General features: G+C 60.7%; 20 protein-coding genes. 16 read left to right on the plus strand and 4 right to left on the minus strand.

Annotated features, from left to right (window positions below):
* Positions 1 to 297: 297 nt before the first annotated feature.
* The 12 genes from AC1G9C_RS15890 (at position 298) to AC1G9C_RS15945 (ending at position 11,638) form a co-directional block, all read left to right on the plus strand.
* A complete protein-coding gene (locus AC1G9C_RS15890) occupies positions 298 to 870 on the plus strand; it encodes a carboxymuconolactone decarboxylase family protein (RefSeq protein WP_480408131.1) in 573 nt (190 codons plus the stop codon).
* A gap of 75 nt (positions 871 to 945) precedes the next feature.
* Entirely contained in the window at positions 946 to 1,758 is an 813-nt protein-coding gene (locus tag AC1G9C_RS15895) for an alpha/beta hydrolase (RefSeq protein WP_480408132.1), read from the plus strand.
* Positions 1,759 to 1,823: 65 nt separating this feature from the next.
* Positions 1,824 to 2,225: a hypothetical protein gene (locus AC1G9C_RS15900; protein ID WP_480408133.1), complete on the plus strand. Its 402-nt coding sequence runs from the start codon at positions 1,824 to 1,826 to the stop codon at positions 2,223 to 2,225.
* Between the two features lie 213 nt (positions 2,226 to 2,438).
* Complete coding sequence (locus AC1G9C_RS15905; RefSeq protein WP_480408134.1) at positions 2,439 to 2,810, plus strand: thioredoxin family protein; 372 nt, start codon at positions 2,439 to 2,441, stop codon at positions 2,808 to 2,810.
* On the plus strand, positions 2,807 to 3,517 hold the full coding sequence (locus AC1G9C_RS15910) for a cytochrome c biogenesis CcdA family protein (RefSeq protein WP_480408135.1): 711 nt from the start codon (positions 2,807 to 2,809) through the stop codon (positions 3,515 to 3,517). Before AC1G9C_RS15905 ends, AC1G9C_RS15910 begins: the two co-directional genes overlap by 4 nt.
* A gap of 7 nt (positions 3,518 to 3,524) precedes the next feature.
* Entirely contained in the window at positions 3,525 to 4,016 is a 492-nt protein-coding gene (locus tag AC1G9C_RS15915; RefSeq protein WP_480408136.1) for an RNA polymerase sigma factor, read from the plus strand.
* A complete protein-coding gene (locus AC1G9C_RS15920; RefSeq protein WP_480408137.1) occupies positions 4,013 to 4,789 on the plus strand; it encodes a hypothetical protein in 777 nt (258 codons plus the stop codon). Before AC1G9C_RS15915 ends, AC1G9C_RS15920 begins: the two co-directional genes overlap by 4 nt.
* 6 nt (positions 4,790 to 4,795) lie before the next feature.
* Positions 4,796 to 5,215 (plus strand): MAPEG family protein, encoded by a 420-nt coding sequence (locus tag AC1G9C_RS15925; RefSeq protein WP_480408138.1) that lies wholly within the window; start codon positions 4,796 to 4,798, stop codon positions 5,213 to 5,215.
* A 79-nt stretch (positions 5,216 to 5,294) separates the two neighbouring features.
* Positions 5,295 to 5,630 carry a hypothetical protein gene (locus AC1G9C_RS15930; protein WP_480408139.1) on the plus strand — a complete coding sequence of 112 codons (336 nt, stop codon included), beginning with the start codon at positions 5,295 to 5,297 and terminating at the stop codon, positions 5,628 to 5,630.
* 100 nt (positions 5,631 to 5,730) lie between these two features.
* Positions 5,731 to 6,990 carry a TolC family protein gene (locus AC1G9C_RS15935; RefSeq protein WP_480408140.1) on the plus strand — a complete coding sequence of 420 codons (1,260 nt, stop codon included), beginning with the start codon at positions 5,731 to 5,733 and terminating at the stop codon, positions 6,988 to 6,990.
* Positions 6,987 to 8,510, plus strand: coding sequence for an efflux RND transporter periplasmic adaptor subunit (locus tag AC1G9C_RS15940; protein WP_480408141.1), 1,524 nt, complete (start codon positions 6,987 to 6,989; stop codon positions 8,508 to 8,510). Before AC1G9C_RS15935 ends, AC1G9C_RS15940 begins: the two co-directional genes overlap by 4 nt.
* Positions 8,507 to 11,638 (plus strand): efflux RND transporter permease subunit, encoded by a 3,132-nt coding sequence (locus AC1G9C_RS15945; protein WP_480408142.1) that lies wholly within the window; start codon positions 8,507 to 8,509, stop codon positions 11,636 to 11,638. The genes AC1G9C_RS15940 and AC1G9C_RS15945 overlap by 4 nt, the downstream gene beginning before the upstream one ends.
* 75 nt (positions 11,639 to 11,713) lie before the next feature.
* On the opposite strand, the gene merA is transcribed toward AC1G9C_RS15945, so the two are convergent.
* The 3 genes from merA to merT all read right to left on the minus strand — a co-directional run bounded on the left by merA (position 11,714) and on the right by merT (position 13,912).
* Positions 11,714 to 13,132, minus strand: coding sequence for a mercury(II) reductase (gene merA, locus AC1G9C_RS15950; RefSeq protein WP_480408143.1), 1,419 nt, complete (start codon positions 13,130 to 13,132; stop codon positions 11,714 to 11,716).
* A gap of 2 nt (positions 13,133 to 13,134) precedes the next feature.
* Entirely contained in the window at positions 13,135 to 13,425 is a 291-nt protein-coding gene (gene merP / locus AC1G9C_RS15955) for a mercury resistance system periplasmic binding protein MerP (RefSeq protein WP_480408144.1), read from the minus strand.
* A gap of 136 nt (positions 13,426 to 13,561) precedes the next feature.
* Positions 13,562 to 13,912: a mercuric ion transporter MerT gene (merT, locus tag AC1G9C_RS15960; protein WP_480408145.1), complete on the minus strand. Its 351-nt coding sequence runs from the start codon at positions 13,910 to 13,912 to the stop codon at positions 13,562 to 13,564.
* A 71-nt stretch (positions 13,913 to 13,983) separates the two neighbouring features.
* On the opposite strand from merT, the gene merR reads away from it, so the two are divergent.
* From merR to AC1G9C_RS15980, 4 genes are all read left to right on the plus strand, one after another.
* On the plus strand, positions 13,984 to 14,409 hold the full coding sequence (merR, locus tag AC1G9C_RS15965; protein WP_480408146.1) for an Hg(II)-responsive transcriptional regulator: 426 nt from the start codon (positions 13,984 to 13,986) through the stop codon (positions 14,407 to 14,409).
* Positions 14,410 to 14,494: 85 nt separating this feature from the next.
* Positions 14,495 to 14,755, plus strand: a complete 261-nt coding sequence (gene grxC, locus AC1G9C_RS15970; protein ID WP_480408147.1) for a glutaredoxin 3 — start codon at positions 14,495 to 14,497, stop codon at positions 14,753 to 14,755.
* A gap of 22 nt (positions 14,756 to 14,777) precedes the next feature.
* Positions 14,778 to 15,809 carry a DUF3179 domain-containing protein gene (locus AC1G9C_RS15975; protein WP_480408148.1) on the plus strand — a complete coding sequence of 344 codons (1,032 nt, stop codon included), beginning with the start codon at positions 14,778 to 14,780 and terminating at the stop codon, positions 15,807 to 15,809.
* Positions 15,790 to 16,308: a hypothetical protein gene (locus AC1G9C_RS15980; protein ID WP_480408149.1), complete on the plus strand. Its 519-nt coding sequence runs from the start codon at positions 15,790 to 15,792 to the stop codon at positions 16,306 to 16,308. The genes AC1G9C_RS15975 and AC1G9C_RS15980 overlap by 20 nt, the downstream gene beginning before the upstream one ends.
* Here the strand turns inward: AC1G9C_RS15980 and AC1G9C_RS15985 are convergent.
* Positions 16,305 to 16,790 carry an arsenate reductase ArsC gene (locus AC1G9C_RS15985; protein ID WP_480408150.1) on the minus strand — a complete coding sequence of 162 codons (486 nt, stop codon included), beginning with the start codon at positions 16,788 to 16,790 and terminating at the stop codon, positions 16,305 to 16,307. The two genes, AC1G9C_RS15980 and AC1G9C_RS15985, sit on opposite strands and share 4 nt — an antisense overlap.
* Positions 16,791 to 16,799 lie beyond the last annotated feature (9 nt).

The raw sequence follows: 16,799 nt of genomic DNA on the forward strand, positions 1-16,799 counted from the left end.
GTCGAATGTTCTTGGGCGTCCACGATTCATAGGCCGCATTATGGACCGATCATTATTTAATTCAACACTCACACCCTTCAAGCTGTAACAAAACCTCCCCTGTTGCATCCGAACTCCAGCTTCAGCCACTACAGATGCTGATTGGCTCGACGAGGAGGCAATGCAGATTGACATCCGAACCAATCAGTCCAGAATCAGTCAGCCCCTATGTTGCCTTGTTCTGCCGCCTGCTGAAGGTGACAGGCAAGGCGGCACAGATTTAAAGACTAAACAGTCCAGATAAAGAGGAACAATGCCATGCTCAGCGAATACCCCCTTACCCTGCCCGCCCTCAGCCTCGACACCAGCACACCCCGCGGTGCCGAGGTGCTGCAGAAGGCCAAGGCGCAGGTCGGCTTTATCCCCAACATGTACGCCAACATGGTCCACTCTCCGGGGCTGCTGGAGACCTATCTGGATGGCTACGCGGCCTTTCGCGCGGAGTCCGGCTTTACTCCGGCCGAGCAGGAAGTGATCTTTCTGGTCATCAGCCGCGAGAACGGCTGTGAATATTGCGTCTCGGCCCACAGCTTTCTGGCCGACATGAAATCAGGCCTTGCTACAGACGTGACCAACGCTATCCGTGACGGTAACCCTATCGCCGACGCCAAACTCGCCGCCCTCGCCGAGTTCACCCGCACCCTGTTTCATACCCGTGGGCTGCCACCCAAGGCGGCGGTCGAAACTTTCCTCGCTGCTGGCTACAGCGAGCGCCAGATTCTGGAGATTGTGCTGGCCCTGGCGGTGAAAACCCTCAGCAACTACGCCAACCACCTGTTCCACACGCCGCTGGATGAAATGTTCAGCGCACGTGCCTGGACGCAGAAATAAGCTCATCAGTGGCGCAGCACCCGAGCAACCTCGGGTGCTACCGGCATCATCACAACGGACGGAGTGGACAACATCATGCTACTCGACTTGGCCAAACTGACACTTAACCTGACTCCCGACTCACTGGCGTTGCGCCTGGTCGATGCCCTGGCATCGCGGACACAGCGCCCGCCCCTGGATCAGGTACAGCGCGACGCCATCCATCAGGCGCAGCCCCTGCGCTATGGCACACAGGCCAGCCATACGGCCTGGTGCTGGGGGGAAGGGCCGCTGGTATTGCTGGTACATGGCTGGAATGGGCGAGCAGCGCAAATGGCCCCCCTGGCCAGTCACATTGCCGAACAAGGTTATCGCACCGTGGCCCTCGACATCACAGGTCACGGCGACTCCCCCGGCACACGCACGCAATGGCAATTCTTCCGCAGCGACCTGCTGCAGTTGCTCAGATCACTGGAGCAAGACATCCATACCCTGATCGGCCACTCGGCTGGCGCCCTGGCCATGATGGCTGCCCGTCATGCCGGTGAAGTAGAAGCCAGCCGCTATGCCTGTATCTGCGCGCCCTCCCACCCTTTTCCGCCCATCGAGGTGATCCGCCGCAAGCTGGCTCCTCGACCGGCAGTCATCCAGCATTACCAGGCACTGATAGCCGAGCAGTTGGGCGCATCCTGGGACGATATGCAGGCCGGTGCGTTTTACCGCGGACTCAGCGAGAAGACCCTGCTGATCTACGACCAGGATGATCGCATCGTCAGTCACCAGGAAGGCGACAAGCTGAGCGGGCTGATGCCCACAGCGCAGTTACTCAAAACCCAGGGCTACGGCCACACCCGAATTCTCAATGCTCCAGAGGTCAAGGCTGCGCTGACTGAATTTGTCAGCGCATAACGCCCGCGTAGCCAAAGCAAACTAGCGGCCCTATTCCTAACGCCCTATGTGCAGGATCTTCCATCATGCTGGCAAAACTCATTATCACCATCGGCGCCCTGCTCTACGGCCTTGGCGTACCCCTGCTGGAAATCAACCAAACCCATGTCTTCAACCCGCAGTGGGAAGCCCACGCTCGGCTGCACGAAGTCTGGCAACTGGCGACCAACTCAGCCCTGGCTTTGCTGGCACTCTGGCTGACCTGGAGACGCCAACAGATCCGCCTGGCCAGTCTGCTGAGCATGTTGGTCACCGGTGGCTTTCTCTTTGCCTTCTTTGCGCGTCACTTCTACGGCGGCTCGATGGTGTTGTCCGACGGTTCGGAAAAGCTCGTACTGGGCATCAACCTTGGTCTGTTCGCCTTTGGCATAGTGTTTGTACTGCTGGGACTGGTTTTCCTACGAACAAAACCTGACGCAGATCATTAGGGTCTGTTGCCATTTCATTCGCGGCCGCGCCGGAGCCCATTTCTCGCAGCAACGCGCCTCGCGATGAAACGGCAACAGACCCTAGGGGACCTAAAAATTTCACGCGCCATGCAATCAATCCAAACGCTCAGTCGTCATTAACTCGACGGCGCTATCCAACGGTTCTGCGCTGCCCTATTACCTACTTCCAAGGAATGCTCAATGAAATCACTGATGTCTGCCCTGCTGCTCAGCCTGTCACTGGTTGCTCATGCCTTTGCCGGAGAAGCTTTTACCCAGGAGCGCTTTGACGCCCTGCAAGCCGACGGCAAAACCGTCCTGGTCGATGTCGCGGCCGACTGGTGCCCCACCTGCAAGAAGCAGGAGGCGATCATCAAGGCCTGGCTGGGCAACAACCCGGACAAAGAATTGCATGTGCTCAGGGTCGACTTTGATACCCAGAAGGAACTGGTTACCCATTTCCGTGCGCCGCGCCAGTCCACCCTGCTGCTTTACAAGAACAACCAGCAACTCTGGTTCAGTGTGGCCGAGACCCGTGATGAGGTGATCACTGCCGCCATCGAGCAGGCCCTGGCCAGCCGATGAGCATTGAGCTTGTTTCCATCCCGTTGGCGCTGCTGGCCGGCATGCTGAGCATTCTTTCGCCCTGCGTCTGGCCATTGGTGCCGGTGGTGATGAGCTCCAATGTGAGCGGTCGCAAATCCGATGCCCTGTACCTGGCGCTGGGCCTTAGTCTGTCGTTCGCCGTTGCCGGGACACTGGTCAGTTTCGTGCTGCTCAACCTGGGCATTGATCCGGTCATATTTCGCTACTTCGCCGCCGCCCTCTTGCTGCTGATGGGCCTTACCCTGGTCGTCAAACCCCTGGGGGATTGGCTAACCCTGCGCTTGTCATTGCTCAGCAGCCGCGTCGACACCAGCGGTTATCAGCCTAACTCGGGCCTGGGTCAGTTCATCCTGGGTGCTGTGCTCGGGCTGGTCTGGCTGCCCTGCGTGGGGCCGACCCTGGGAGCCGCTATTGCCCTGGCCTCCATGGGGCAGGACATGGGCATGGCCTTCGTCGTCATGCTGGTATTCGGTATCGGCACGGCGGGGGTATTGCTGATGGCCGCCATGCTCTCCGGCAAGGTGCTGAACCGCTGGCGACCCGGGCTGCTGAACAATGCCGGTCGCGGAAAGGTTGTTCTGGGCAGCTTGCTGCTGCTGTTGGGCGCCATGGTCTTCAGCGGTATGGACAAAGTGCTGGAAGAGTTTGCGCTCGGCATTCTGCCTGAATGGGCACTGACGCTATAGAGGCCCGATGAACCTTAACCGTGCAGAATGGGACCGCCTGTACCGCTATTGCCTCGCGCTCTGTGGGCAGCCCGCCGATGCCGAAGACCTGTTGCACAACGCGGTGGAACGCTACCTGAAAGCCTGTGGGCAGGACATTCAATGTCCGCAGGCATGGATGCGCCGCGTGGCCCGCAACCTGTTTCTCGATCAGCAACGGCGGCTGCAGCGACTGCCTTTTGAGTCCCTGGAGTTTCCTGATGAAATGCAGGATCAGGGGCAGTCGCTGGAGGCTGGTTTGATTGATCAGCGCAGGCTCGAAGCGGTATGGCATTCGCTCAATCCAGCCGAACGGGAGGTGGTTTTCCTCTGGGCTGCTGAGGGGCTTTCGGCCAGTGAAATTGCCCTGCAGCTTGGCGAGCCCAGAGGTACCATTTTGTCCAGGCTGCATCGGCTGCGCAGCAAACTCAGCCTATCGCCGCCCGCCACTTCCGCCACCTGTCTACAGGGGGACGCATGAACGACACTGACCCGCTCAGACAACAGTTTGGCGAGCTGCTCAACCGCCAGCAACTGGATGAGCAGCAGTTCGCCCGCCTGCAGCGCAAATTGGCCAAGCCCCGCGCTGAACGCCCTGGTTGGCGTGCGAAACTCGCCGCGGCGGCCTGCATTGGCCTTCTGGCAGTGACCCCTTTTTTCGTTCAGCACTATCAATCAGCACCGCTGAGCCAGATCGGCGAACGAATCAGCGAAGAGGTGCTCACCAACCACACGCGTATTTATCTGTTGGACATCCAGACAGACTCCTTTACCCAACTCCACGCAAAGCTAAATCGTCTCGACTTTGCATTGCAGGAGACTGCGCCCGAGGAAATCCCCGTGACCCTTCAGGGCGCCCGCTACTGCACCTTGCAGGGAGTGCTGGCTACCCAGCTGATTTATCAAACGGCAAAAGGCCAACGCCTGACCCAATATCAGACGCTCTATGATCGCGAGCGCTTTGGCCCTCTGCCTTCATCCAGAAACCAGGCCTGGCAGACCAGTAGCCAGGCCAGCACCATCAGTATTCGGATCTGGCAACAGAATGGGGTTCTGATTGCTGAGGCCGCCCCGCAGAGCGAGGCCATCACTTCAGGAGACTTCAAGCACGGCATATCACTGGATATAACGGCTTATCTGGCGGTGGCGGGCCTCTTCACCGCCCCTGCCCAACTCATTGAGGGCCGTTACCAACAACCTTTGTCAGTAGCCGTTCAGACCTCGCAGACACTCGCCTACTCGCCAACAAGGTAAAGCCCAATGGAACGTGATCTGATTTTCCTTCCCGTCGCGGCTCAGGTCATGCTGACCTTGCTGCTGTTTATCCGCCTGGGCCAGGTCAAGGCCCGCGCCAGCAACTTGAACCAGGTCGACGAGAGCCGGCGCGCCCTACACAAGGATGCCTGGCCGGATTACGTGCTCAAGGTGACCAACAACATCGAGAACCAGTTCCAAACCCCGGTCCTGTTCTATGTACTGAGTCTGATGGCCTGGGCCCTGGACAGGGTCGACTGGCTGGTGCTGATAGTGGCCTGGGCTTATATCGCCACACGCCTGGTGCATGCCGGCATCCACCTGGGCGCCAATGTAGTGCTCTGGCGGCGCAAGGTTTTCAGTATCGGGGTACTGCTTCTGATGTTGATGACCTTGCTGAACCTGCGTACCGCTTTAGGTTTATGACTGACTCACGCGTGGCCATTAGCCGCACTGGCCACAAGCCAATTGCACCCCTTCCCGAGCCTGCACTAGACTCAAAAACATGAAACGACGTCTGCACTTGCTGCTGTTACTGCTCAGTCTGACCCTTCCCATCAATGGCATGGCGGGTCTCATCGCCCTATCGCCGCCTTGTCCGATGGAGCAGCAGGGTATGTCGATGGAGGATATGCATGCCTCGTGCTGCGAAGATCAACAGCCACAAATGTCAGGCGGTAAAGTCTGTAAGACCGGGCAAGAGTGTAAGAGCAGCAGCATGCTGCAAGTCTCGGTCATCAAGACGCTAGTACTGCCCTCTCATCCCACCGTAATGTCCTTCGCCAGCGACTTCCTTCCCACCATGTCCCCTTCCGGGGTATGGCGCCCACCCCGCGTTTGATTCCCGTACTGACTTGAGTTCCGTTTCGCCCTATTAGGTGGCGAGACGATATGTGTGTGCCCGCCTGGGCGCGCGCAGGACCATCCACAGGAATCGTGAAATGAGTATCCGATATTACTGCAGTGCGCGCCGCTTATGTCTGGCCGCCCTTGCGCTTTGCACACTGGCCTTACCTGGCCTGGCCACCGCCCTTACCCTGGATGAAGCCCTGCTGCTGGCTGAGCGAGAGGCACCATCGTTGGCTGCCCAAGCCGCCAACCGAGATGCAGCGATTCAGGCTGCCACTCCTGCGGGGGAACTGCCGGACCCCAAGCTACTGCTGGGCCTGCAAAACTTTCCGATTGAGGGGGACGCACGCGGCAGTCTTACGCGTGATTTTATGACCATGCAAATGGTCGGGGTCATGCAGGAGGTGCCCAATCGTGACAAGCGCCGGGCTCGGGTTGAAGCCGCCCAGGCTGGCGTCGACAGCGCCGATGCACTGACGCGGGTCGAACGCCTCAAGGTACGCCGGGAGACGGCGCTGGCATGGATTGGCAGCTTCGCCATCGAACAGAAACTGCAACTTTTCCAGTCTCTGTATGACGAGAATCGTCTGCTGGCCAAAGCCGTGCAAGCGCGGTTGGCGGGCGGAAGCGGCATGGCAATCGACAACCTTGCGCCCAAGCAGGAGGCAGCACTGTTGGCCGAGCAAGAAGATGAGCTTGAGCGCAATCGTGAACAAGCCCGTGCAGCCTTACGACGTTGGCTCGGGGCGTCAGCCGACGAGTCGCTATCAGGTCCCTGGCCGAGCTGGCAGGTGAACGAGCGGCAATTTCGTCACAATCTGCAGCGCCACCCTGAACTTCAAATCTTCGACCCAATGACCTATGCAGCAGAGGCCCAGGTACGCATGGCCGAAGCGGAAAAGAAACCGGACTGGAGCTGGGAGCTGGCCTATCAGAGGCGCGGCGATGCTTTTGGCGACATGGTGTCGGCGCAGTTCACCTTTGACCTGCCGCTGTTTACCGGCCGTCGCCAAGACCCAAAGATCGCGGCCAAACGCGCCGAAATGCTGCGCCTTGAGGCTGAACGTGAGGCTGTGACACGCGAGCGCATGCAAGAACTCGATGACGATCTGGCCGAGTACCGCCGCCTGGATCGAGCACTTGCTCGCAGCCAACAGATCCTGGTGCCGCTGGCCGAGGAAAAGGTGCAACTGGCGATGGCTGACTACCGTGCCGGTGCCGGCGGCCTGATAACAGTGGTGGCCGCCCGCCGAGAGCTGACCGAAGCACGACTGAAAGACATTGATCTACAACAGCAACGCGCGCAGACCAGCGCTCGCCTGTATTTTGCTTATGGAGACAGGAGCCAATGAAGACTCGAATTTGGCAAGGCTCGTTGCTGGCCATGTTGGTATTGAGCATCGGCCTAACAGTTGGCTACTGGTCCGCCCATCAATCGATGAACCACGAATCCGCGGCTACTCAAGGGCTGCCCCAGGCAAGTAAGGCCGACGAGCGCAAGGTGCTGTATTGGTACGACCCCATGGTGCCGCAGCAGAAATTCGACCAGCCGGGCAAATCACCCTTTATGGACATGCAGTTGGTGCCGCGCTATGCCGACGAAGGTGGCGACAGCGCCGTCGTCAGCATCGATGCGAGCATCACTCAGAACCTGGGCATGCGCCTGGCCCCGGTGACCCGCGGGGCGCTGGCCAACAGCCTGGAAGCGACCGGCAACCTGACTTTCAATACTCGTGATATTGCCGTGGTGCAGGCGCGTACGGGCGGTTTCGTCGAGCGCGTCTATGCCCGCGCACCGGAGGATCTGCTCGAAGCCGGCGCGCCCCTGGCCGATCTGCTGGTGCCAGAGTGGGTACGTACCCAGGAAGAGTATCTGGCCCTGCGCGATGCCGGCGATCCTGCCTTGCTGGCCGCAGCACGCCAGCGTCTGCGCCTGGCCGGCATGCCCGCGGCGCTGATTACGAGTTTCGAGCGTAGCGGCAAGGTCCAGGCGCTATGGACGGTGACCAGCCCGATTGCCGGTGTGCTGCAACAACTCGATGTGCGCGAGGGCATGAACCTGATGGCGGGTGACACCCTGGCGACCATCAACGGCTTGCGCAGCGTCTGGCTGGATGTGGCAGTGCCCGAGGCCGAAGCCCTGGGGCTGGATAAAGGCCAAGCGGTCGAGGCACGCCTGCCGGCGTTTCCCGGCGAAGTGCTCGGAGGCAGCATCGAGGCCATCCTGCCCCAGGCCAACCTCGACAGCCGCACCCTGCGCGTACGGGTTGTGCTGGATAACCCCGACGGTCGCCTGCGTCCGGGCCTGACCGCCCAGGTAAGGCTGGCCCGGTCGGCCGAACGCGATGCGCTGTTGGTGCCGAGCGAGGCGGTGATTCGCAGCGGTTACCGCGCCCTGGTGATGCTCGCCGAGGGCGAAGGGCGCTACCGCCCGGTGGAAGTCCGCCTGGGCCAGGAGGCCGCGGGCAATACGCAGATTCTCGAAGGGCTTGAGGAGGGCCAGCAGGTGGTCGCCTCCGGGCAGTTCCTGCTCGATTCCGAGGCCAGCCTGCGCGGCATCCTGGCCCAGGAACTGGGCGCGCCGGCGGCCGAGGTCAGGCTTGAGTCGGCTCTGCATGAAGCCGAAGGCCAGATCGACTCCATCGAAGACGATGGGGTGATGCTCACCCATGGCCCGTTCAAGACCCTGGGCATGCCGGGCATGAGCATGCTGTTTCCAGTGGCCGAAGCGGCGCTGCTGGAAGGCTTCAAGCCCGGCGACCGGGTGCGGGTCGGGGTACGTGCCGATGACGAGGGTATGCAGATCGAGCGTATCGAGCACCTGATGCCTGCCCCTCATGGCGAGCACTCCGATCAGGAGGCACAGCCATGATCGCCGCGCTGATCCGCTGGTCGGTGGCCAACCGTTTCCTGGTGCTGCTGGCGACCCTGTTCGCCACCGCCTGGGGCATCTGGTCACTGCAGAACACGCCCATCGATGCATTGCCGGACCTGTCCGACGTGCAGGTGATTATCCGCACGCCCTATCCGGGCCAGGCGCCGCAGATTGTCGAGAACCAGGTGACCTATCCGCTGGCCACCACCATGCTTTCGGTGCCGGGGGCGAAGACGGTGCGGGGCTATTCGTTTTTTGGCGACAGCTTCGTCTATGTGCTGTTCGAGGACGACACTGACCTCTACTGGGCACGCTCGCGGGTGCTGGAATACCTCAGCCAGATCCAGAGCCGCTTGCCGGCCAGCGCCAAGCCGGCGCTGGGGCCGGACGCCACCGGGGTCGGCTGGATCTACCAGTACGCCCTGGTCGACCGTACCGGCAAGCATGACCTGGCGCAGTTGCGGGCGTTGCAGGACTGGTTCCTCAAGTTCGAACTGAAGACCCTGGCCAATGTAGCCGAGGTGGCGACCATCGGCGGCATGGTCAAGCAGTATCAGGTGCAACTCGACCCGATCAAGCTGGCTAGCCTCGGCATCACCCAGGCCGAGGTGACGGACGCCATCGGCCGGGCCAACCAGGAAACCGGCGGCGCGGTGCTGGAACTGGCGGAAACCGAGTTTATGGTGCGCGCCTCGGGCTATCTGCAAAGCCTCAACGACTTTCGCGCCATTCCGCTGCGCCTGGATGCTAGCGGCGTGCCGGTGACCCTCGGGGAGGTTGCGCATATCCAGCTCGGCCCTGAGATGCGCCGCGGCATCGCCGAGCTTGATGGCGAGGGCGAAGTGGTTGGTGGCGTGGTGATTCTGCGTAGCGGCAAGAACGCGCGCAGCACCATTGATGCAGTCAAGGCCAAGCTCGAAGAACTCAAAAGCAGCCTGCCGGACGGGGTGGAGATCGTCACTACCTACGACCGCAGCCAGTTGATCGACCGGGCGGTGCGTAACCTGGGCGAGAAACTGGTGGAGGAATTTATCGTAGTCGCGCTGGTCTGTGCGGCCTTTCTCTGGCACCTGCGGTCCTCGCTGGTGGCCATCGTATCCTTACCGGTCGGCGTGCTGATCGCCTTTGCCGTCATGCAGCAGCAGGGCATCAACGCCAACATCATGTCCCTCGGCGGGATCGCCATCGCTATCGGCGCCATGGTCGACGCTGCGGTGGTGATGATCGAGAACGCACACAAGAAGATCGAAGCCTGGCACCAGAAGCATCCAGGTGAAGAACTCAAGGGCGAAAGCCATTGGCGGGTGATTACAGACGCGGCGGTGGAAGTCGGCCCAGCGCTGTTCTTCTGCCTGCTGATCATCACCCTGTCGTTTATTCCGGTGTTCACCCTGCAGGCCCAGGAAGGCCGGCTGTTTGGCCCGCTGGCATTCACCAAGACCTATGCCATGGCCGCCGCCGCGGGGCTGTCGGTGACCCTGGTGCCGGTGCTGATGGGCTACTGGATTCGCGGGCGGATTCCCGATGAGGCGCGCAACCCATTGAACCGCGGACTGATCCGTATCTACCAACCGGCGTTGGATGCGGTACTGGCTTGGCCCAAGACCACCTTGGCGGTGGCGGCACTGGTATTTCTCAGCACCCTCTGGCCACTGTCACAATTGGGCGGCGAGTTTCTACCGCCGCTGGACGAAGGCGACCTGCTCTATATGCCATCGGCCCTGCCCGGCTTGTCCGCGCAGAAGGCCGCGCAGTTGCTGCAGCAGACCGACCGGATGATCAAGACGGTGCCGGAAGTCGCCCATGTGTTCGGCAAGGCCGGCCGAGCCGAAACCGCTACCGATCCGGCGCCGTTGGAGATGTTCGAGACCACCATACAATTCAAACCGCGCGAGCAGTGGCGCGCCGGCATGACCGCGGAAAAATTGGTGGAAGAGTTGGACCGAGTGGTGCAAGTGCCGGGGCTGACCAATATCTGGATCCCGCCAATCCGCAACCGCATCGACATGCTCGCCACCGGAATCAAGAGCCCGATTGGAGTCAAGGTCGCTGGCAGCGACCTGGCGCAGATTGATGCGACCACCCAGGCCATCGAGAAGGTGGCCAAGGACGTGCCCGGGGTGAGTTCGGCGTTGGCCGAACGTCTGACCGGCGGACGCTATATCGACGTCGATATCGACCGGGTGGCGGCGGCGCGTTACGGCCTGAATATCGCCGACGTGCAGTCGATCGTCTCCAGCGCCATCGGCGGTGAAAATATTGGCGAGACTGTCGAAGGCCTGGCGCGCTTCCCCATCAGCGTGCGTTACCCGCGCGAATGGCGCGACTCGTTGGCCGGGCTCGAACAGTTGCCGATCTACACCCCACAGGGCAGCCAAATCACCCTGGGCACGGTGGCGCGGATCAGGGTTAGCGACGGCCCGCCGATGCTCAAAAGCGAGAACGCGCGGCCCTCGGGCTGGGTCTATGTGGATGTGCGTGACCGCGACCTGGCGTCGGTGGTGACCGATCTGCGCGCCGCCATCGATCAGCAGGTGCAACTGCAGCCGGGCATCAGTCTGAGCTATTCGGGGCAGTTCGAGTTTCTCGAACGGGCCAATGCACGGCTCAAGCTGGTGGTGCCGGCCACCCTGCTGATCATCTTCGTCCTGCTTTACCTGTGCTTTGGTCGCTTCAGTGAGGCCCTGTTGATCATGGCCACCCTGCCCTTTGCCTTGGTCGGCGGTGTCTGGTTTCTCTATTTGCTCGGTTATCACCTATCGGTAGCCACCGGGGTCGGCTTTATCGCCCTGGCCGGCGTGGCAGCAGAGTTTGGCGTGATCATGTTGCTCTACCTGAAAAACGCCTGGGCCGAGCGAGAACAGTCAGGCGATACAAGTGAACAAGCACTTCTCAAGGCGATCCGCGAGGGCGCAGTGCTTCGGGTACGGCCCAAGGCCATGACCGTGGCGGTGATTATCGCCGGGCTGCTGCCGATCCTCCTTGGCGGAGGCACTGGCAGCGAAATAATGAGCCGCATCGCCGCGCCCATGGTCGGCGGCATGCTCAGCGCGCCGCTGCTATCGCTGTTCGTATTGCCTGCGGCTTATCGGCTGATGCATCGGCGCCGACTCGTAGCTCTTTGATCTGACTGAAAAGGTAAAGCGCCCTGCTGGGCGCTCTGCCTTTTATTTCATGTGTAATTGACTCTTTTCTCTCGGTCAGCCTGCACAGCAGGACAGTTGTTTCACGTCCTTGGTGAAGGTCTGCGCTGCCAACTTCAATCCCTCGACCATCGTCAGATAGGGGAACAGCTGGTCAGCCAGCGCCTGCACGGTCATCCGCGCCCGAATGGCCAATGCGGCGCTCTGGATCAGTTCGCCCGCCTCCACCGCCACCGCTTGTACGCCTAGCAGGCGGCCTGTGCCGGCTTCGGCGACCAGTTTGATAAAGCCGCGTGTATCGAAGTTGACCAACGCCCTCGGCACGTTATCCAGGCTGAGCGTACGGCTTTCGATGGCGATCCCTGCCTGCTGCGCCTGCGCATCGCTGTAGCCGACAGTGGCCACTTGCGGGTCGGTAAATACCACGCTGGGCATAATGTCGAGATCAAGCGTTGCCGCGCCGCCAAGCATATTGATTGCCGCGCGAGTGCCGGCTGCGGCCGCAACATAGACGAATTGCGGTTGGTCGGTGCAGTCGCCAGCCGCATAGATACCTGCTGCACTGCTGCGCATACCCGAGTCGATTTGAATGGCACCGCGTTCATCCAACTTCACTCCCACCTCGCTCAGATTCAGGCCTTGAGTGCTAGGGGTACGGCCGGTGGCAACCAGCAGTTGGTCGGTGCGCAGCTCGCCGTGGTTGGTGCTCAGGACGAATTCGCCGTTGGCGTAGGACACGTGACTGGCTTGCGTCTGCTCCAGCACTTCGATGTCTTCCAGGCGGAAGGCCGCAGTCAGCGCTTCGCCGATAACTGGGTCTTCGCGCTTGAGGAGCGTGCTACGCGCCAGGATTGTCACCTGGCTACCCAAGCGGGCGAAGGCCTGGGCCAGTTCCAGCGCTACCACCGAGGAACCGATCACGGCCAAGCGTTTGGGTATGCTGTCGCTCACTAGGGCCTCGGTAGATGTCCAGTAGGGCGTGTCACTGAGACCGGGAATCGGCGGGATGGCCGGGCTCGCGCCGGTGGCTACCAGGCAGCGGTCGAAGGTAAGAATGCGCTCACCGCCGCCTGCCAACTCCACGCTGAGCGTGCGCTTATCCCTAAACCGGGCGCTACCTTGCAGCACGCTAATGGCCGGCGTGCTCTGCAGGATGTTTTCATATTTGGCATGACGCAGTTCGTCCACGCGCCCCTGTTGTTGTGCGAGCAGTCGTTCGCGCAGCACACGCGATGGGGCGGCGGGCAATCCATCATCGAACGGACTCTCGCGACGCAGGTGAACCACATGGGCGGCACGAATCATGATCTTCGACGGCACGCAGCCGACGTTGATGCAGGTGCCGCCGGTGACGCCGCGCTCGATCATGGTGACGCGGGCACCGCCTTCCACCGCCTTCAGCGCCGCCGCCATGGCGGCAGCGCCGCTGCCAATTATGGCGATATGCATTGCTGCCAAGTCCTCGGGGTTACGCATGGTCACTCCTTGAGCGAAGCGGGATAGCCCGCGTTTTCGCTGGCCTGGGTTAGCGCTTCAACGCTGGTCTTGGCATCGTCGAAGGTGACAGTGGCTTCGCGGTTCTCATAACTCACCTCGATCCTGGTCACGCCGTCGACCTTGCTCAACGCCTTTTTAACCGTAAACGGGCAGGCGGCGCAGGTCATGCCGGGCACCGACAAGGTGACGGTCTGGGTGGCCGCCCAGACAGGCGTGGCGATAAGGGTGGTGAGGGCGAGGGATGCGAGCAATTTTCTGTAAGGAGCATCCATGCGCCTTACCCCTGCGGGGCTGGTGCGACAAATCGACAGGAGTCGATTTGCATGGCGTAGCCACCCGAAAGGCGAGCCACAGGGATGTGGCGAGTGAAAATGTGTTCCTGACAAATTTTTCATGGCGAACTCCTGATTAGTAGAACAAGGGAAGGATGTAAGGGAAGCCGAGCGCGACCAGCACCAAGGCCGCCACCAACCAGAACAGCAGCTTGTAGGTGGTGCGTACCTGTGGGATTGCACAGACTTCGCCCGGTGCGCAGGCCTGAGACGGCCGGAAAATACGTCGCCAAGCGAAAATCATCGCCACCAACGCCGCGCCGATGAAGATCGGTCGGTAAGGTTCCAACACGGTCAGGTTGCCGATCCACGCCCCGCTGAATCCCAAAGTGATCAGCAGCAGCGGCCCAAGACAGCAGGTCGAGGCTAGAATCGCCGCCAGCCCCCCGGCGGCAAGAGAGACGCCCCCGTTTGATGGTTCAGACATGCATTTCTCCTTTTGAGCATTTGATCGATGGTTTAAGGTTACTTCCGTAGTCAAGTACGGAGTCAAACATCATGGAGAGCACGGCACAGCCTCTGACCATTGGCGTTTTTGCCAAGGCCGCCGGTGTCAATGTCGAAACCATTCGCTTCTATCAGCGCAAGGGCCTACTGCCAGAGCCAGATAAGCCATTCGGCAGTATTCGCCGTTATAGCAACGTCGATGTGGCGCGGGTGCAGTTCATCAAGTCAGCCCAGCGGTTGGGCTTCAGCCTCGATGAGGTTGCCGAATTGCTGAGGCTGGACGACGGCACGCATTGCCACGAAGCCCGTGAGCTGGCCGAACAGAAGCTCACCGATGTGCGCGATAAACTCGCGGACCTCCAGCGGATCGAGTCAGTGCTGACCCAGTTGATTCACGCCTGTTGTGCGAGCCCAGAAAAGGTGGCCTGCCCGCTTATTGAGTCGCTGTATCAGCGTAAAAACCAGCCTATTAGTTGATGAAACATCCGCTGTAACAAAGCCCATAGCGGTTCATCTCAATTGCACAGGGCGACTGCCTCGCTCTTCCAAATGAGGTTTAACCATGAGCCGCGTCATCCTTTACACCAGCCAGCACTGCCCTTTCTGCAAACAAGCCGAACATCTGTTGAGCCTGCGCAATGCCGGCCCCCTGGCGAAAATCCGGGTGGATCTGGACCCCGCTCAGCTGCAACAGATGATTGAGCTGACTGGCCGGCGCACCGTACCGCAGATCTTTATCGGCGAACGCCATATCGGCGGTTATGACGACCTGGCCAAGCTCGACCGCAGTGGCGAACTCAGGACGCTGCTCGGTAACCAGTAACCGTCTGCTGATGGGAGGCGCCATGCACTGCCGATACTTTCTGACCTTATTGGGCCTGGTTTACCTAACCGCCACACTGCCCGCTCAGGCCCAGCCACCAGCCGGGCCTGAGCGCGTGCTCTCACCCAGCCATGCCATGTTTACCGAGCTGCTGCTCTCCGGCGGCCCCGGCAAGGACGGCATTCCCGCCATCGACTCGCCCAAATTCAGCGATGCCCGGGAGGCAGACGACTACCTCAAAGCCCAGGACATCGTATTCGGCGTCTATCACCAGGGCGAGGCCAAGGCCTACCCACAGCGCATCATGGTCTGGCATGAGATCGTCAACGACAGCCTCGGTGGCGAACCTGTCAGCATCACCTACTGCCCGCTGACGGCCACGGCCATCGGCTTCAAACGCGGCACGACCAGCCTTGGTGTCTCCGGCAAACTGCTGAACAGCAATGTGGTGATGTACGACCGGGCCAGCGACAGTTACTGGTCGCAGATCGCCGCTGTGGCCTTTGAGGGGCCACTCAAGGGCCACAGCCTGGATGAAATCCAGGTCACCTGGACCACCTGGGCTCGCTGGAAGGAGCGCTACCCACAAACCCTGGTGCTGACTGAGCGCACCGGCTATATGCGCAACTACAACCGCGACCCCTATGGCGGTTACAGCCCGCTGCATGGCTACTATGTCGAGCCACAGGTGATGTTTCCGGTCACCCATAGCCGCCCCGAGCTGCATACCAAGCAGATGATCCGCGGTTTTCGCACCGCACAGCTGGCGGTCGCCATCAATCGGGAGTACCTGGAGCAACAGAGTGTCGTGCATTACCAGCATGCCAACCGACATTACCTGATCATTCAGGACAGCCGCCTCGATACAGCTTGGGTTTATGAGTCTGACCAGCACATCACCCTAGACCCAGCCACTCTGAGCTTCAACCAGGATGGTCCACAAGCACCGGAGCTACAGGGGCTGACCAAGATAAACATGATCGATGCCATGTGGTTTGCCTGGGCCACCTTCTACCCTCAGACGGTGCTGCTCGATGCCCCTGCCGGCCTTTAAGCGCTGGCTGATCGGCCTAGTCTCAGGGGCTTATGGGCTGCTGTACCTGTATATGCTCGGAGATATCGACATAGGCACTGTTGGCTGGAGCTGGCACAGCCTGCCCTGGCAGTGGGCACATCTCCTTTCCCAGCGCAGTCCCTGGCAATTTGAGGCTCTGGCCATGCTGGAGATGGGGGCACTGGTCATACTGTTTAGCCCGGTCAATCTGTTGATTGCCACGATGATTTCAGCCCTGCTGGGCCTTAACCTGCATGGTGCTCTGGCTTTGCGTCAGAACGCCCACTGCACGGCCATCGCCAGCGCGGGGGTATGGCCCTCTCTGCTGGCCGGCGGTGCGTGCTGCGCCCCCAGCCTGTTGTTGCTGTTAGGTATTCCCGGGCTGGGGGCTTTTGTCAGCCTGTTCGCCTGGATGGTACCGCTGGCGCTGATTCTGTTGCTGATCAGCCGCTGCTGGCAAAGGCGCCAAGGCGCGCCTGCGCTCTGGGCGCTGTTTTAGGCAGCCTCTGGCAGTAGCAGGCCAATACGACGAAGCTCTTGCTGCAACTGTTCCGCCTGCAGGTTGGCCAAAGGTAGCTGCAGAAACTGCTCAACACGGGCACGGATCAGGTGCACGGTCTGATCGAATACCGCGTTTATCTCCTCCTCCGAACCCTGCTGCGCTGCGGGATCGGCAAGCCCCCAGTGCGCCTGGAACGCCTGATCGAAATAAGCCGGGCAAGGCTCGTTAGCTGCATTGTCGCAGAGGGTAATCACCACATCGGGTTGCAATTGTGCGTGCACCTCCTGGGACTTGCTGTACAGCCCCATCTGCTCGATGCCAGCCCGTGCCAGGGCCTTCAGGCTTTGCGGATGCACCCAGCCACAGGGCTTGCTACCCGCACTCACGGCACGCATGCTGGCAGGGGCCAGGTGATTGAACACGGCTTCAGCCAGGATGCTGCGACAGCTGTTGGCGGTACAGAGAAACAGGATATTCATGCTGGTACT

It is taken from the genome of Pseudomonas sp. ABa2 (assembly GCF_056676075.1).

Coding starts and splice junctions, on each gene's coding strand:
- AC1G9C_RS15915 (WP_480408136.1), top strand. CDS start 3,525: ATGAACCTTAACCGTGCAGAATGGGACCGCCTGTACCGCTATTGCCTC.
- merA (WP_480408143.1), bottom strand. CDS start 13,132: ATGCGTAACCCCGAGGACTTGGCAGCAATGCATATCGCCATAATTGGC.
- AC1G9C_RS15905 (WP_480408134.1), top strand. CDS start 2,439: ATGTCTGCCCTGCTGCTCAGCCTGTCACTGGTTGCTCATGCCTTTGCC.
- merP (WP_480408144.1), bottom strand. CDS start 13,425: ATGGATGCTCCTTACAGAAAATTGCTCGCATCCCTCGCCCTCACCACC.
- AC1G9C_RS15980 (WP_480408149.1), top strand. CDS start 15,790: ATGCCCCTGCCGGCCTTTAAGCGCTGGCTGATCGGCCTAGTCTCAGGG.
- AC1G9C_RS15920 (WP_480408137.1), top strand. CDS start 4,013: ATGAACGACACTGACCCGCTCAGACAACAGTTTGGCGAGCTGCTCAAC.
- merR (WP_480408146.1), top strand. CDS start 13,984: ATGGAGAGCACGGCACAGCCTCTGACCATTGGCGTTTTTGCCAAGGCC.
- grxC (WP_480408147.1), top strand. CDS start 14,495: ATGAGCCGCGTCATCCTTTACACCAGCCAGCACTGCCCTTTCTGCAAA.
- AC1G9C_RS15935 (WP_480408140.1), top strand. CDS start 5,731: ATGAGTATCCGATATTACTGCAGTGCGCGCCGCTTATGTCTGGCCGCC.
- AC1G9C_RS15900 (WP_480408133.1), top strand. CDS start 1,824: ATGCTGGCAAAACTCATTATCACCATCGGCGCCCTGCTCTACGGCCTT.
- AC1G9C_RS15985 (WP_480408150.1), bottom strand. CDS start 16,790: ATGAATATCCTGTTTCTCTGTACCGCCAACAGCTGTCGCAGCATCCTG.
- AC1G9C_RS15925 (WP_480408138.1), top strand. CDS start 4,796: ATGGAACGTGATCTGATTTTCCTTCCCGTCGCGGCTCAGGTCATGCTG.
- AC1G9C_RS15895 (WP_480408132.1), top strand. CDS start 946: ATGCTACTCGACTTGGCCAAACTGACACTTAACCTGACTCCCGACTCA.
- merT (WP_480408145.1), bottom strand. CDS start 13,912: ATGTCTGAACCATCAAACGGGGGCGTCTCTCTTGCCGCCGGGGGGCTG.
- AC1G9C_RS15945 (WP_480408142.1), top strand. CDS start 8,507: ATGATCGCCGCGCTGATCCGCTGGTCGGTGGCCAACCGTTTCCTGGTG.
- AC1G9C_RS15975 (WP_480408148.1), top strand. CDS start 14,778: ATGCACTGCCGATACTTTCTGACCTTATTGGGCCTGGTTTACCTAACC.
- AC1G9C_RS15930 (WP_480408139.1), top strand. CDS start 5,295: ATGAAACGACGTCTGCACTTGCTGCTGTTACTGCTCAGTCTGACCCTT.
- AC1G9C_RS15890 (WP_480408131.1), top strand. CDS start 298: ATGCTCAGCGAATACCCCCTTACCCTGCCCGCCCTCAGCCTCGACACC.
- AC1G9C_RS15910 (WP_480408135.1), top strand. CDS start 2,807: ATGAGCATTGAGCTTGTTTCCATCCCGTTGGCGCTGCTGGCCGGCATG.
- AC1G9C_RS15940 (WP_480408141.1), top strand. CDS start 6,987: ATGAAGACTCGAATTTGGCAAGGCTCGTTGCTGGCCATGTTGGTATTG.